This window comes from Fodinibius sp. (assembly GCF_041642155.1).
Classification (GTDB): domain Bacteria; phylum Bacteroidota; class Rhodothermia; order Balneolales; family Balneolaceae; genus Fodinibius.
The window spans coordinates 18880-34885 of record NZ_JBEPWZ010000002.1 but is presented as its reverse complement, the minus strand read 5'-3'; the positions used below and the strand labels follow the sequence as shown (position 1 = coordinate 34885).

The 16006-nt window shown below is 50.9% G+C and carries 14 protein-coding genes; 12 read left to right on the top strand and 2 right to left on the bottom strand.

Annotated elements, in window-relative coordinates:
* Window positions 1–27: 27 nt before the first annotated feature.
* The gene (locus ACESLU_RS00450) at window positions 28–504 is read right to left on the bottom strand and encodes a DUF4168 domain-containing protein (RefSeq protein ID WP_372633580.1); all 477 of its coding nucleotides are present in this window, start codon (window positions 502–504) and stop codon (window positions 28–30) included.
* Window positions 505–1100: 596 nt separating this feature from the next.
* Here ACESLU_RS00450 and ACESLU_RS00445 point away from each other — a divergent pair.
* From ACESLU_RS00445 to priA, 8 genes are all read left to right on the top strand, one after another.
* Entirely contained in the window at window positions 1101–2042 is a 942-nt protein-coding gene (locus ACESLU_RS00445) for a cobalamin-binding protein (protein ID WP_372633577.1), read from the top strand.
* Between the two features lie 181 nt (window positions 2043–2223).
* A complete protein-coding gene (locus ACESLU_RS00440; RefSeq protein WP_372633574.1) occupies window positions 2224–2700 on the top strand; it encodes an NUDIX domain-containing protein in 477 nt (158 codons plus the stop codon).
* Between the two features lie 291 nt (window positions 2701–2991).
* A complete protein-coding gene (locus tag ACESLU_RS00435) occupies window positions 2992–3573 on the top strand; it encodes a DJ-1/PfpI family protein (protein ID WP_372633571.1) in 582 nt (193 codons plus the stop codon).
* Between the two features lie 210 nt (window positions 3574–3783).
* A complete protein-coding gene (locus ACESLU_RS00430; protein WP_372633568.1) occupies window positions 3784–4923 on the top strand; it encodes a sorbosone dehydrogenase family protein in 1140 nt (379 codons plus the stop codon).
* A 22-nt stretch (window positions 4924–4945) separates the two neighbouring features.
* The gene (locus ACESLU_RS00425; RefSeq protein ID WP_372633566.1) at window positions 4946–5377 is read left to right on the top strand and encodes a DoxX family membrane protein; all 432 of its coding nucleotides are present in this window, start codon (window positions 4946–4948) and stop codon (window positions 5375–5377) included.
* Window positions 5378–5529: 152 nt separating this feature from the next.
* Window positions 5530–6516 carry a zinc-dependent alcohol dehydrogenase family protein gene (locus tag ACESLU_RS00420; RefSeq protein WP_372633605.1) on the top strand — a complete coding sequence of 329 codons (987 nt, stop codon included), beginning with the start codon at window positions 5530–5532 and terminating at the stop codon, window positions 6514–6516.
* Window positions 6517–6631: 115 nt separating this feature from the next.
* Window positions 6632–7633 (top strand): isocitrate/isopropylmalate dehydrogenase family protein, encoded by a 1002-nt coding sequence (locus ACESLU_RS00415; RefSeq protein WP_372633563.1) that lies wholly within the window; start codon window positions 6632–6634, stop codon window positions 7631–7633.
* A 341-nt stretch (window positions 7634–7974) separates the two neighbouring features.
* Window positions 7975–10413, top strand: coding sequence for a primosomal protein N' (gene priA, locus ACESLU_RS00410; protein WP_372633560.1), 2439 nt, complete (start codon window positions 7975–7977; stop codon window positions 10411–10413).
* Between the two features lie 5 nt (window positions 10414–10418).
* Here priA and ACESLU_RS00405 read toward each other — a convergent pair whose 3' ends face one another.
* A complete protein-coding gene (locus ACESLU_RS00405) occupies window positions 10419–10820 on the bottom strand; it encodes a heme-binding protein (protein ID WP_372633556.1) in 402 nt (133 codons plus the stop codon).
* A gap of 222 nt (window positions 10821–11042) precedes the next feature.
* Between ACESLU_RS00405 and ACESLU_RS00400 the strand changes: the two genes are divergently transcribed.
* The 4 genes from ACESLU_RS00400 to ACESLU_RS00385 all read left to right on the top strand — a co-directional run bounded on the left by ACESLU_RS00400 (window position 11043) and on the right by ACESLU_RS00385 (window position 15813).
* Window positions 11043–13001, top strand: coding sequence for a glutamate-cysteine ligase family protein (locus ACESLU_RS00400; protein WP_372633553.1), 1959 nt, complete (start codon window positions 11043–11045; stop codon window positions 12999–13001).
* Entirely contained in the window at window positions 12991–13938 is a 948-nt protein-coding gene (locus tag ACESLU_RS00395) for a succinylglutamate desuccinylase/aspartoacylase family protein (protein ID WP_372633550.1), read from the top strand. The genes ACESLU_RS00400 and ACESLU_RS00395 overlap by 11 nt, the downstream gene beginning before the upstream one ends.
* Window positions 13939–14147: 209 nt before the next feature.
* Window positions 14148–15035, top strand: a complete 888-nt coding sequence (gene scpB, locus ACESLU_RS00390; RefSeq protein ID WP_372633547.1) for an SMC-Scp complex subunit ScpB — start codon at window positions 14148–14150, stop codon at window positions 15033–15035.
* A complete protein-coding gene (locus tag ACESLU_RS00385) occupies window positions 15007–15813 on the top strand; it encodes a pseudouridine synthase (RefSeq protein ID WP_372633544.1) in 807 nt (268 codons plus the stop codon). Before scpB ends, ACESLU_RS00385 begins: the two co-directional genes overlap by 29 nt.
* Window positions 15814–16006 lie beyond the last annotated feature (193 nt).

Sequence of the window (16006 nt, the reverse complement as noted above, 5' to 3'; positions counted from 1 at the left end):
GTATATAAAAAAAGTGATATATCAATATCAGTTTTGCGGTCCGTTACCTCCGTTACCTGTAGCGGTAATTTCCTGGAATCGCTTCATCACGTCGGGATTGGTGCGCACCGCCTGCATAATCTGTTGAAAACGCTGCGGCTGCAGGTCGTTATCCTGGATGATACTTACCATCTCCTGCTGGGATTTTTGCTGCATTTCCATCAGCTTGGGTTGTATCGCTTCCATGGTCTCTTCCTCTTCTGCGGAAACTTCGACGGAGTCAGCCATTTGGGGATTGCGCTTGCTCATCATAATCTTTTGGAAACGCTCCATTTCCATATCTTGCTCGGCAAGCATAGAATCGACTTCATCTCTCATTTTTTGTTGAACTTTTTGAGATTCAGTAGTGACGTCGGCAAATTTCTCAAGTTCTGTATCCGTGATACTGTCCGCCTGGGCAGGTTGTTGTTGCTGCGGTTGTTGTTGCTGCGGTTGTTGAACTTGAGCGACGGCTGACCCGGTCATAAGTAATAACCCGAATAAAACGGGTGTTATAGTTTTGAAAAACTTCATAAAGTGTAATCTAAATTAAAAATTAACATCCTCTTTCCTTAGGAGTTGGACTAATATAGAGATTATTTGTTCCGAGTTAAAACAACCTCTGGACACCTGATATATTGTATAATAATTTAGAAGTATGTTGATATTCCACCGTAATGGGATCAAAATCGGTCTCCCAGGGTTTATATCGGAGTACAACGGACGGTTTGCTTTAATCCACTGGCCACTGGCGGGACAAGCCCTGCAAAACGGTTTCAGGTCATAAACCGAAAACCAAGCCTGGGTCCATTCGAGCGGATTGATGTTACAGAGGCCATTGAAAAACCAGGGGTTTTGTTCGATACGAACGTCTGGACGATTACAAACCGCAGTGTTTATTGTAACCATGAGGATTTGAATTGCGAAAATGTAGAAATTGGGCAAAACAACGGTTTTGCAAAGGTCTAATATAGTCACAGGGAAAAGGATTTGTTACGGATTGTTTGGAGCGGACTCGTTTTTTATTTTAATTCTTCATAAGGCATAACGCCAAGAGCATTCACTCCTTATTTATTTTGATAATGCGTATCGTCTCGCTGCTCCCAAGTCTCACAGAAACAGTTGCTGCACTGGGCAGGAAGAAGCCACTTGTGGGGCGTTCGCACGACTGTAATTTCCCGCCCGAAATTACTGTTTTGCCTTCCTGTACGGAGCCCAAATTTCAGGCAGATGGAACCAGTTACGAAATAGATCAGCGGGTTAAAGCGATTCTTCAGGAAGGACTCTCCGTTTACCGGGTGGATGCAGAGCAGCTTGCAAAACTGAAACCGGATATCATTTTAACGCAGGATCATTGTGAGGTTTGTGCCGCCTCGCTTGGCGATGTTCGGGAAGCGGTACAATTGTCCCTGGGTAAAGAGGTTCAGGTTATTTCGGTATCTCCCACCGACCTCTCTTCGACGGTGAATGCTATTCGCACGGTGGCCCGGGCTATAGAAGCCGAAAGAGAAGCGGAAGAGCTAACGGCACAGATGAAAGAAGACCTGCGGGATATTCAGCAGCAGACACGGCCACTCCGCCGTCCCGATGTTCTTTGCATTGAGTGGCTGGATCCGTTGATGGCTGCGGGCAACTGGGTACCCGAGCTTGTGCAACTTGCCGGTGGTGTCCCGCTGGCTGCGACCGCAGGAGCGTATTCACCTAAACTGGAATGGAAAAAAGTGAGGAGATTAAACCCCGATATCATTGCCATGGCCCCCTGCGGATATAGTATTTCCAAAACACTTGCGGAGCTTGCCACAATAACGAACCGTCCGGGTTGGATGGATTTGAAAGCCGTACAGAATCACCAGGTGTTTATCATGGACGGCGATCATTATGTTAACCGTCCGGGCCCGCGTCTTGTCGAATCTACCCGCATTCTGGCCGAGATCATTCATCCTTCCTGTTTTCGTACTTCTTCAGCCCGACATCCGGACTGGATTAACCTTCGCGATTATCAATTCCGGCAAAGCGTTCCCTGATATGCCTGGAATGGAAATATTGTCATCATCGGTGCTATCTCCGGGATGGATTATGCTCTGGCTGGCGAAATGCCCAAGCGCGGATATACAGTAGGTTCCACCGGCAAGCGCGATTGAGCGTCGCGTTAATCATGTACATTTCAATCTCAATCTTATTCTCAATCTCAACCAGCTAACAAGGATGTCCCGAACAAACGCAGGCGTATTACTCTTCCGCCGAAAGCCACATTTGCAACTTTTGCTGGCCCATCCCGGCAGTCCGCTGTGGCAGGATAAAGACGAGGGAGGATGGATTATTCCCACAGGCAGGGTCAAGGCCGGAGAAAATCCACTGGACAGGGCCAGGCAAGAGCTTGAAGAGGTTTTTGGCTTCATTCCCGAAGGTAATTACCTGGAATTGGGATCCGTAACCGAAGACGAGTCCGGAGAAACAATTCTAATATGGGCCACCGAATATGACTTACCGGACGATTTTGTTTTTGAACCCTTCTGGTTCGAGATGGAGTGGCCGCCGGACTCCGGCCAGTTCGAATCCTTTCCCGAAATGGATCGCATCGAGTATTTTAACCCGTTTGAAGCACGAAAAAAGATTCTTCCCACGCGACGTGCGTTTATCGGTCGACTGATAGATGTATGCAGCCGCAAAGAACGGGAATGAGGTATTTATGGTTGTGGATTGTAGATGCGGATTATAGATGTAGTTATAGATATAAATGAAGGTGGGTTCCAGGCTAAGAAGGCTGTGGAGAAGAAATCTCCCCTTCATTCTGCACCACTTATAAGTATCGATCCTGCTGCGTAGGCTGAATGTAAGAGAACAAGTTGAGGGGCGTTCGTTATCTTACGTGAGGAGGGTAGGTATCCGACCGGGAAGCGTGTTAGCACTACTTATTATTTTTTAATACTATCTATAAAATTAAAATAAACATAAAATACATATTGTCAGATTATGGCTGCTAAAAAACTATTGATGATTGTTGGCGACTTTGGAGAAGACTACGAAATTATGGTGCCTTTTCAGGCGCTACAGATGGTGGGACATACCGTCCATGCCGTTTGTCCGGGTAAAAAGGATGGAGAATCGGTAAAGACAGCTATTCACGATTTCGAAGGGGACCAGACCTACAGTGAAAAGCCCGGGCATAATTTTACGCTGAATGCTACCTTTGAGGAGATCGACCCCGAAGAGTATGACGGGCTGGTATTGTCCGGCGGGCGGGCTCCCGAATATTTGCGCCGCGAAGAGGGTGTCATCGAGATGATTACCCATTTTGTAGAGGCGGATAAACCTATTGCGGCTCTTTGCCACGGACTACAGTTGCTTTCTGCGGCCGATGCGGTCAGAGGTAAAACACTTACCGCTTATCCGGCATGCGGACCTGAAATGGAGGCTGCGGGAGCTGATTATAAAGATGTGGCCGCTACCGAGGTGGTCGTAGACGGAAATCTTGTAACCTCACCCGCATGGCCAGGTCATCCCAAGTGGCTGGCCGCTTTTCTTGAGGTTTTGGGGACGGAAATTTCCCTTTAGCCCGAATTCCAAAGCACCCTGCGGGGTAAGCTCGTCGAGGAAGGGGTGGAAGAATGCCTGCCACCTCCCTCTTATATTATATATAAATTGACAAAGGTTTCAGCAAAAGATACATTACTCCATTAAACAACAGGGGCAAAGACCACTATCTTGCTAAGTACTTGCGAGTGGGTTAGATATAGTATCTTTTTGATCAGAGTGGGGTGATTAATGAACATAACGGTTAAACGGCATACCATTCCTTTTCTGGGGCTTGTCTCTTTTATCTTATTTTTCGGATGTACTTCATTCGACGGCCGCGCCCAGCAAGTACTTGACAACCTTTCTCTCCCCGAAGGATTTTCTGTGGAATTCTATGCCTCGAACGTGCCGGATGTTCGACAAATGGTTCTTAGTGACGGCGGTATCGTTTATGCGGGCAGCCGGGATGCCGGTAAAATATACGCTATAGCCGATCATGATGACGACTTTCATGCCGATACGGTTTATACCATTGACCAGGATCTCCGGTTACCCAGCGGCGTAGCTTATCGCAACGGATCGCTGTTTGTAGGAGCCGTAAGCCGTATTCTCCGGTATGACGATATCGATGATCAGCTCGAAGATCCGCCGGAACCGGTTGTCGTAACCGACACGTATCCTTCCGATGGTCATCACGGCTGGAAATTTATTGCCTTTGGTCCCGACGGCAAGCTTTACGTGCCGGTGGGAGCTCCCTGTAACATCTGTGACTCTGATAAGGAACTTTACGCCAGCATAACCAGGATGAATGCCGACGGGTCGAATCGCGAGATTATAGCACATGGGGTACGCAATTCGGTGGGGTTCGACTGGCACCCCGGAACAGGGGATCTTTGGTTTACCGACAACGGCCGCGACTGGATGGGCGACAACCAGCCGCCGTGCGAGCTGAACCATCTCACTGAAAAGGGCCAGCATTTTGGCTATCCCTACAAACACGGGTCGGATATTTGGGATCCGGAATTTGGGGAACAGGGAAAAAACAGCGGACAAGTATTCCGGTCGCCCGCCCGGGAGCTGGGTCCGCACGTGGCCCCGCTGGGTATGATTTTTTACACCGGTGACCTTTTTCCGGAGGAATATCAGAATAATATTTTTATCGCAGAGCACGGAAGCTGGAACAGAAGTGAAAAAATCGGGTATCGTATAACGCGGGTCCCGCTTAACGGGGACAAAGCTGTTTCGTACGATTCATTTGTGGATGGCTGGTTGCAGGAAAACGGTGCCGTGTGGGGACGTCCCGTGGACTTGTTGCAGCTCTCCGATGGTTCGGTTCTTGTTTCCGATGATCACAGAGGCATTATTTACCGCATTACTTATAATCCATAATTAATCTATAATTTAATTGTATATGCTAAGAAGCCAGCGAAGAAGACAAATACGCAATATCGGACTGTTATTGCTAAGGATCGGTCTGGGGATCATGTTTATGCTTCACGGCTACCCGAAAGTTTTTGGCGGTCCCGAAATGTGGTCTGAAGTTGGATCTTCGTTGCAAGGTATTGGTATCAGTGCCGCCCCCATGTTTTTCGGGTTTATGGCGGGCATTGCTGAATTTTTTGGAGGCTTGTTTTTACTGTTGGGATTATTCTTTATTCCAAGCGTTCTCTTTCTGCTGGTGGTAATGTTGGTTGCCACCGCCACCCATATCGGAATGGGCGATCCCTTTACGATCTATTCCCACAGTATAGAATTAGCGATCGTCTTTTTCAGCCTGTTGTTCATCGGGTCCGGCAAGTATAATCTCGATAAAAAGCTCGAAAAACGGCGCCGGCGTTATTAACCTCTCTTCGTGATCCTCCAAGTCCAACAGGTTGCAGGGCCGTTGTGTTTTACTACTCTTGAATGGTAAATGGCATGGAGTATGTTATGGTGATGTAGCCTTCTGCTTGTACAAGTCGCAAATAAACGCAATCGAACGTACGGTATTTTATGATGAAAGCTATGATCATGGATCGCGCCGGTGAACCGCTTCAACTACAGGATCTGCCGGTTCCGAAACCGAGTGAAGAGGAACTGTTGATAAAAGTACAGAGCTGCGGCCTATGCCGCACCGACCTGCACATCATGGACGGGGACCTCGATAATCCGACACTGCCGCTGGTACTGGGACACCAGATTGTGGGTGTTGTCGAAGAAACAGGCCGTAACGTCACCGATTTCGAGGTGGGAGACAAGGTGGGGGTCCCCTGGCTCGGCGCAACCTGCGGCGAATGCGAGTTTTGCCGGTCCGGCCGGGAAAACTTGTGCGATCGTGCCCGGTTTACCGGCTACGATATCAACGGCGGATTCGCGGAATATGCGACTGCCGGTGTTCATTTTTGCTTTCCTATCCCGGACAACTACCCGGCCGTCCAGGCAGCCCCGCTGCTGTGCGCGGGTCTTATAGGGTACCGTTCGCTGCGGAAAACCGGGGACGCACAGGCGCTCGGATTCTATGGGTTCGGATCGGCTGCTCATATCCTGACCCAGGTAGCGCAGTATCAAAACAGGGACGTGTATGCGTTTACACGCCCGGCTGATGAGAAAGGACAACAGTTTGCCCGCTCTCTGGGGGCCGTCTGGGCGGGAGGTTCCGAAACCCTGCCGCCCCGGAAACTGGATGCGGCCATCATTTTTGCTCCCGTGGGCAAGCTTGTCCCACAGGCACTGAAGGCGGTGAAGAAGGGCGGGAAAGTGGTGTGTGCGGGCATCCATATGAGTGATATTCCGGGCTTCCCGTATCGGGACTTGTGGGGAGAGCGGTCCGTGGAGTCGGTGGCCAACCTCACCCGGCAGGACGGAGTGGAGTTCATGCAGCTGGCGCCCCGGATACCGGTAGAGTGCAGGGTTACCACCTATCCGCTTGCAGAGGCGAACCAGGCACTCAATGATTTACGAGACGGTAACATCGAAGGGTCTGCTGTTTTAGAGATCGGTTAACTGTTTTTTGGGAGATCTTTTTTGGCGGTTCCTGATATCGAGGGTTATTATTTGTATTTTCAGGACGTATTACAGCAAACTCGTCTCTATTTGCATAATTTAAAAAACTGTTCATATGCACGACGTTGTACTCATACCCGGCGACGGTATCGGACCTGAGATAACACAGTCCGTAACATCCATTTTTGAAGAGGCAGGCGCTCCCGTTAACTGGGTCCGTTGTTCTGCGGGACTCACGGCGTATGAGGAGCAAGGCAATCCCCTGCCGGAGGAGACGCTCGAGGCTATTGAAAAGCATCGCGTGGCGCTGAAGGGGCCGTTAACCACACCGGTCGGTTCTGGATTTCGTTCCGTAAATGTAGAGCTGCGCAAAAGATTTCAGTTATACAGCAATATTCGTCCCGCCAAATCTCTCCCCCATATCGAAAGCCGTTATGCGGATATCGACCTGGTGATGTTCCGTGAAAATACCGAGGGACTGTATATCGGTAAAGAAAAATGGATTGCGAAAGACAAGCATGCCGAAAGCATTGCCGTCGTAACCCGGGAGGCCAGCGAGCGGTTGATTCGGGCGGCCTTTGAATATGCCCGCGAGAACCACCGGAAAAAAATAACGCTGGTGCACAAAGCCAATATCCTGAAATATACCAGCGGCTTGTTTATGGAAGTCGGGGCGGAGGTCGCGGAGGACTACCCGGATATTGCATACGAGGATCTTATTGTCGACAATATGGCCATGCAGATGGTCATGTATCCGAACAACTACGATCTTATTGTAACCACAAATCTTTTCGGAGATATACTTTCGGATCTCGCATCCGGACTGGTGGGGGGACTCGGTCTCACGGGGGCGGCCAATATCGGGGATGATGCCGCGATTTTTGAAGCGGTACACGGCTCCGCTCCCGATATTGCGGGACAGAATAAAGCCAATCCCATCGCTTTTCTGCTTTCCTCGCTGATGCTGCTCGACTATCTTGACGAGCAGGAGACCGCCGGCCAAATCAGGCAGGCTGTTTATGCGACGCTGGCGGAAAAGCAGGTCTGTACGCCCGATATCGGGGGCAGCGGGTCGACCACGGCATTTACCGAAGCGGTGTGTAATAATATAGGTTAGGCGGGAATTGGTTTAACGCTGTAAATTCTATATCCAGCGATGCGGTATCCAGTAATGCAACGGAGGCCTTTCCACCAAAGCCGTGAGCTGTTCCGGGGTTGATATTTTTTGAATTCAATATTGATTCGAGTCTATATAATGGATATGCTTTCGCTCCATCACTGAATATGAGAAGCCTTTGAAAAACCAGTCCCGAAGCATCGGGAAAGGTCAAGGCCATAGGGAGGTTGGAATCGCAGCGTATAGCCTATATGTGAGAATTTCAAGCGACCGATAACGCCGACATTGGACAAAAGAACGGTTTTGCAAAGACTTCTATGAATTAATTAGAGCTACCCGACTTGCCTGCTTACGCTGACATTGTTTTTTCGACTGCTGTGCGCCAGCCCTTTACGTATGCGCTGTCCGGTGAGGAGGTGCGCTCGGAAGCGGAGGTGGGGAAACGGGTATGGGTACCACTCCGGAAGCACAAGGCGATAGGATTTATTGTTAGTATCCACGACCAGGCCCCTGATTTTGACACGCGTTCCGTCGAAAAGGTGCTCGATGATACCCCCGTACTCTCAAAAGAGCTGCTTGAACTGAGCCGCTGGATTCACCGGTTCTATTACTGCGGGTGGGGAGAAGCAATTCAGGCGGCATTGCCGGCCGGACTCAGCTTCCATGCGGAGAAGCAGCTCAGGGCTGTTGGCGGACCTATCCCGGAGCATCTGGGCGATCGGGAGGCAGAGGTTATCAAAGAAATTCAAGAGTATGGATCCTATTCGCAAAAAGAGGCTCACAAGCGCTGGAACGAAGAGCTCATCGGGCGGCTGGTGGGACAAAAATTGCTGGAGGTCTGGGAAGAGCCGGCGGTGAATATGGAGGCGAGGACCGAAAACATGTGGCGGTGGACGGATGAAAATGCCCGGAACAAAGCGAAACAACTGGTGGAAAAGCATGAGCAGGCGGATAAAAATTATAAGTGGATCCGGGCCCTGAAGCTGCTTACTGAGCTTGATCTGCCTGAATTTCAGCGGAATTTAACGCCCTGTGAGTTGCTGGAGTACTATACGCTCAACCGTGTTGCCCAAGAGGGTTTGATCAGCGTCGAGGAGGTAGCGTCCAATAACCTGAGCCTGAAGCACGAACATGATCCCACCCGGATAAAGACGCTGAATGAAGAGCAGAAAGAAGCCTTTGATCAGATTCGTACCGCCCTGGAATCCCGGGACTATGCCTCTTTCCTGCTGTATGGCGTGACCGGAAGCGGAAAGACGGAAGTGTATATCCATGCGCTGAAGAACGCCCTGGAGCAGGGGAGAGGGGGGTTGGTGCTGGTCCCGGAGATCGGGCTCACCCCCCAGATTGTCAAGCGGTTCTATATGATATTCGGCGATGATATAGCGGTGCTTCACAGCCGCCTGACCAACCGGGAGCGCTATGAAGCCTGGCGGGCGCTCCAGCAGGGAGAAAAACGGATTGCCATCGGGGCCCGATCCGCCGTGTTTGCGCCGGTCCGGAACCTGGGACTGGTTGTCGTTGACGAAGAACACGACGCCTCCTACAAGCAGAAAGATCCCGCCCCCCGCTATCACGGCCGTGATGCGGCGATCATGCGGGCGCACATTAACGATGCGGTGGTGGTTATGGGTTCGGCCACGCCCAGTATGGTCTCCCTGCAGGGAGCTAAAAAGGGGAAGAGTACGATGCTCACGCTGAAAGAGCGTCCCTTTGAGGCTACGCTGCCCGAGGTCAACGTTCTGGATCTCAAACAGTACCGGTCCGCAATGCGCGGGCCCATTGCGGTGCCGCTGTTCCATGCCATAGAAATGGCACTGGAGCGGGAGGAGCAGGCGATCCTGCTTTACAACCGGCGGGGGTTTTCGTTCTACCTGCAGTGCGGGCAGTGCGGGGAGATCCCGGAATGTCCCAACTGTTCGGTGAGCCTGACCTTCCACAAATCCAAAAAGCAGCTTCGCTGCCATTACTGCGGCTATTCCGAGCGCCAGCCTCGTCGGTGCAAGGAGTGCGGACACGAGGCCGTCCATCCGAAAGGGAGCGGTACCCAGCAGCTTGAGGAGCAGATCGCTGAACTGTTTACGGAGGCGCGGACGTTGCGAATGGACTTCGATACCACTTCCGGCAAAAATGCTCACGCGGATATCCTGAAGACCTTTGAGCGCAAGGAAGCCGATATTTTAGTGGGAACCCAGATTGTCGGCAAGGGCCTTGATTTTCCCGATGTGACCGTGGTGGGAGTGATTGATGCCGATACCGAGCTGGCATTTCCTTCCTTTCGGTCGGGCGAACGGATGTTTCAGCTGCTCAGCCAGGTGGCGGGACGCTCTGGGAGGGCCGGCAAGGAAGGGAAGGTTTATTTCCAGACCTGGCAGCCCGATCACCCGGCCATCCAGGCGGCCCAAAAGCATCAGTTCAACGAATTTGCCCGCCGGGAGCTGGCCCAGCGGAAAATGCTGCAATACCCGCCCTATTCCCGCATCATCCGGTTCGTCTTTAAAGGAAAAAAAGAGGAAAGGGTCCGCCGCGTGGCCATGGCATATACCGAATGCCTGATGAAAACGATCGGCCATCCCGATCCGGTACTGGGACCCTCGCCCGCTCCGATCAGCCGGATGCAAAACTATTACCGGTGGGAGAGCCTGGTTAAGATAAAACCGGACAACGGGGCCGGGGCCATCGAACAGCTTTTGGACCGGACGTTCGAACGATATGAGAAGCACAAACCCCGGGGAGCCAGCAGCGTGCGCATCAACGTAAATGTGGATGCGCTGGAGTAATGATTTTATTCTAACGCCTCTGCGCCGGCTTCGGCCACTGCATGATCGTTGTCAACCGTACTGCCCGATACGCCTATGGCTCCTATTATATATCCCTCTTTGTCTTCTATGGGGATCCCGCCCGGAAAGGAAATTAATCCGTCATTGGAGTGTTCGATATTGTAAAGGGCGCCTCCGGGCTGGGATAATTTTCCTATTTCTCCGGTATTCATATCGAAATACCGGGCTGTCTTCGCTTTTTTAATAGCTATGTCAATAGATCCCAGCCACGCACCGTCTTGTCGTGCAAAAGCTTTGAGGTTGGCGCCTCCGTCTACGATGGCAATATTCATCTTCAGATCCAGTTCATCGGCTTTCTTTTTGGATGCTGCAATAGCTTTTTCAGCCTGTTGTAGAGTGATGTCCATAGAATATATAGGTAAAGGAATGAGAGTTAGAGATTTACTTCAATAGAAAAATGATTCTCAAGAAGAATTCGTTTCCCGAAACCGGAAACAGCCTTATTCGGCTTCTTCTTATCTTGATTATACAATAGTCCCCGCAGCGTTCGTTATATTTACTTGCAATCTATTGAATAAATTCGATTATTACAGCTCAGAAAAGATATCATTTTATAGCACGAGGTGCCCATGGGTGAGTTCAAAGTAAAGCTGGCTGACAACCAGGAAGAAGTGCAGCGCTTTATGAAATATGTCTTGAGAGACCTGCGGGCATTGGGTCGCATGCTGGAGGAGGATGGCTGGTTCGAGACAGACCCGATCCGTATAGGGGCCGAGCAGGAACTTTGCCTTGTCGATCAGCAGGCCAAAGCCTGGCCGCGGTCGATGGAGATCCTGGACAAGCTGAAGAGCAAGGGTGCGAAAGGGTTTACTACGGAATTCGCCAAATTCAACCTGGAAATAAATTTAGAGCCGCTTGAATTCGCGGGGAACTGTCTTTCGCAGATGGAGGAGAACCTGCAGCAGAAGGTTGACCAGGTTCGGGCCGTTACTGAAGCGATGGGGGGCGAAATCCTGTTGACGGGGATCCTTCCGACCATCCGCAAGATGGATATCGATCTCAAGAATATGACGCCCCTGCAGCGCTACCGGGCACTCTGTCAGGCAATCATCCGGCAGCGCAGCGAGGATTTTGACTTGCGAATCCAGGGTATGGATGAGCTGCTTATGAAGGTCGATTCTCCGCTCCTGGAGGCCTGCAACACGGCCTATCAGGTTCACCTGCAGATTAAGCCACAGGAATTCGTAACCAGGTACAATATCGCCCAGCTGATCACGGCCCCGGTGCTGGCGAGCTCAGTGGGTTCTCCCATCCTCTTTGGCAAGCGCCTTTGGGATGAAACGCGTATTGCCCTTTTCCAGCAGTCCGTAGATACGCGAACCGTGGGGGATCACCTTCGTGAAAGCAGTCCCCGGGTCACCTTCGGCAACGAATGGGTGCAGGATAGCATCCTGGAAATTTACCAGGAGGATACCGCCCGCTACCGGGTGATGTTGAGCTCGGAAGTGGAAGAGAACGTGGAGAAGATGCTGGATGAGGGTACACCGCCGGCGCTGCATGCGCTGCAGGTACACAACGGCACCGTCTACCGGTGGAACCGTCCCTGTTATGGGATAACCAACGGAAAAGCACACCTGCGGATCGAGAATCGCGTACTGGCTTCGGGTCCAACGGTAACCGATGAGATCGCCAACTCAGCTTTCTGGCTGGGATTAATGAACAAGATGGATGACTATTACCCGGATGTTTCCGAAAAGATGGATTTTGACGACGCCCGGCTGAATTTTGTGGCCGCTTCCAAGATGGGACTCGATACCAAATTTCGATGGTTTGACGACCAGCGGATTAATGCGGTGGATCTGATTACCGAAGAGTTGCTGCCCATAGCGCGGGAGGGGTTGCAGGAGGCGGGCATTGACAGCAGTGACGTTAACAGTTACCTGGATATAATTAACAGCCGGGTATCTTCGGGACAGACACCCTCGTACTGGATGCTCAACAACTATGCGAGGCTGATGAAAGAAAATGAGTCCAAGGAACACACGCTGGCCACCATCACAACGGCCATGATCAAAAACCAGAAAAAGGGCGAGCCGGTTCATAAATGGGGGCGCGCCCGCGCTGAAGACCTGAAACACTGGAAGCCCTCGAGTCTCATCGTGGAAGAGTTCATGACCACCGACCTGTTTACGGTACAAAAGGATGACATTTTGGAATTTGTAGCCAACCTGATGGACTGGCAGGGCATCCAGCACATCCCTGTTGAGGATGATAAAAAACGCTTGGTAGGGCTGGTAACCATGCGAATGATGTTCAAGGAATACAGTCAGGCCGTCAACCAGGGAGAGAAGGTGATGGAATCGGTTGAAGAGATTATGATTGAAAATCCCATAACGATTCATCCGGAGGCCTCTATTATAGAAGCGATGGAAATTATGGAAAGCCAGCAGATCGGCTGTCTCCCGGTGGTGAAAAATAACAGGCTGGTTGGCATTATCACCGAACATAATTATATGAGCATAACAGCAAGACTGCTCAAAGTATTACATTCAAACAGTAATTCCGATAAGCAGTCTGATGATAGCTGAGCACAAAACGGACGTTTCAACAAACCGGACGATTGGATCGCTGAAAGGCCAACAGGAGGGCCCTCTTGTCGTATTACTGACGGGTATGCACGGGAATGAGTATATCGGTGTCCAGGCGGTAGAAGAGGTATTGGGGATTCTTAAAGATTCTGACGGTTTGGTGCGGGGAAAAGCATTGGCGATCCGGGCCAATTTAAAGGCCCTGAAGCATAAAGTGCGTTATATCGACGAGGATATGAATCGCATCTGGTTTCCCTCTATCATAGAGAAAATTCGAACCACTCCCGAAGAGAGCCTTTCATCAAGTGAGCGTGTAGAGGTAAAAAGGCTGTTGCGGGTGCTTGACCAGATTGAAAACCAGTATGGATCCTATCCGACGATTATGGTCGATATCCATACATTTTCAGCAGAGGGATCGATGTTTACCCTGCCGGATCAGGAACCGGGCCAAATTGATTTGCTTTCGGAAATTTATGCGCCGATGGTCCTGGGTATCGGCCGCTCCCTGCACGGGACGGCCCTGAAGTACTATCAAAAACGCGGGCTGTTTTCTTTCGGCCTGGAGGGAGGTCAGCACGAGAACAGCGTGACCAAGAAGAACATCATTGCCTCGGTCATGCTGCTGCTGCGGGCTGTCGGCTGCATCGATTCCGAGGGATACCGTCCCGAAATGATGGAAGATTTTCAAAAGCATTTGAAATCGCAAACACACCATTTGCCGGTGCAGACCGAGGTAGTCTACCAGCATCTTATTGAAGAGGGAGACGATTTTAAAATGCGTCCCGGCTACAAAAACTTTCAGCCGGTAAAGGAGGGACAATGGCTGGCATCCGACCGCAGCGGCAGGATTGTAGCCCAGTGCGACGGCTATGTTTTAATGCCGTTGTACCAGCAGCAGGGCCGGGAGGGATTCTTTATCATCAAGGAGCAGGAGTAGTTTTGAATTGCCGGATTTTGAATATTGAATTATTGAAAGTCCTCCTGATCATCGAATCCCCCGCGTGGAATCTTACCAATGGTTTTATAAAAGCAACTCCGAATAACCAGTAACAAATAACCAATAACGAAACCAGTCGGTAAAGGCCTGTTTTTTTGTTATTTTTACCTTCCTTCAACCAATCGGTTCAGGAGATTGAATCCGAAACTATGAGCACCAGAACGGTTATGAATGATTATCAATTTGTGGACGGTACGCGGCTGTCGTCGGTGATAGAATCACTGATCTTTGCGAGCCCGGAGCCCATTTCGGCAGAAAGGATTTGCGAAATCATTGCCAAAGGAGAGGAAAACCTGGGACTGGAGACCGATGCCATCGAACCCTTTGTGGAGAAATTGAATCAGCGGTACGAGGAGAACGGACTTGCATTTCAAATCGATCTGGTGGGCGGCGGTTATACCTTTGCAACCAAAAAGCGGTACGAGCCCTGGCTGAGTATCTTTCAGCATGAAAACGCCTACCGAAAGCTCTCGCAGTCGGCCATCGAAACGCTGGCTATTGTAGCCTACAAACAACCGGTCACGAAGCCGGAAGTGGATGATATTCGCGGGGTGGATTCCGGGTATATCCTGCGACAGCTGTTGGAGAAAGTGTTGATCGAGGTATCCGGTCGCCTGGATGCACCCGGCAAGCCCCTGCTCTACCGGACGACGAAGCATTTTTTAAAGCATTTTGGCATCAATTCGATAGAAGAGCTCCCCAAGCCGCGCGAGATCGAAGAGATTCTCAAAGACGACGATATGGCCGAACACCGGCAGTTTCTGTTCGACCGGCAGCTTGAACTCCAGGAACTCCGTGAAAAGGCAGAGGATGAAGACACCACCGCAACGGCGCTGTCGCTGATGGAGGCGGTCGAGCATATTGATGAGGAGGAGGTGCCCGACCTGGACGAATATACCGCCAAAGAACTGCAGCTGGATGAGGATCAGGATGAAGAGGAAGAGCGGGAAACGGCCGATCATGTAGGTAAAAAAGAATTTGAACCGTCAGAACAAACAGGGAAAGAGTATGAGTCAGCGAAGAAAGAAGAGGAGTAGAAAGAGTAAGAAGGAGGCTCCTCATGCCATCGATCAAAACTACGGCGAAGAGGAGAAGATACGCCTGAATAAGTATATTGCTCACTGTGGATTCTGTTCCCGGCGAAAAGCCGATGATTATATCGCAGCGGGGAAAGTGGAGGTTAACGACGAGGTGGTCACCCGGATGGGCGTTAAAGTGCAGCGCACCGACAAGGTGGTAGTGGAAGGACAGCACCTCAGCCTGGAGAAGTTCGTCTATATTCTGCTCAACAAGCCCAAAGATACCATTACGACGACCGACGACCCGCGCAATCGCGATACGGTGATGGACAAAATTGAGGACGCCACCGGCAAACGGGTCTATCCCGTGGGACGCCTCGACCGGCATACCATGGGACTGTTGCTGTTGACAAACGACGGCGACCTGGCCAACCGGCTCATGCATCCCAGTTACGAGGTACGCAAGACCTATGAAGTGGAAACGGAGCGCAAGCTGGGCAAGGATGAGCTGCAACAGCTTGCCGAAGGTATAGAATTGGAAGACGGCCCGGCCCGGGCCCACAACCTGGTGAGTACCCCCAACGGCTTTATGCTGTCTATCTTTGAGGGACGCAATCGCCTGGTCCGGCGTATGGTCGAGTATTTTGGAACGGAGGTTACCAAGCTTAAACGAGTGGATTATGCCGGACTGACGCTCGAGAACGTCAACATGGGACGCTGGAGATATCTCAGGAAAAACGAAATTAACGCCCTTCGCAAACTGGTAAAGCTCAAGCCGCTGGATTTTAACCAGTAGTGGCTTTTCGCACCGTCCTTGATCCGTGCTATATAAATAAGAGGAGTTGAAAGTGTTCTATACCATAACGGATGGCTAAGTGCATCCTCCCCGCCGTCTTTTTTTTACTCATAGCCCTGATCCACACTTTTTTTCGACTCATGGGTTTAAGGGCACAGCAGCGCTCCCTACCCCGCTTTTCCCGTCAATGAAT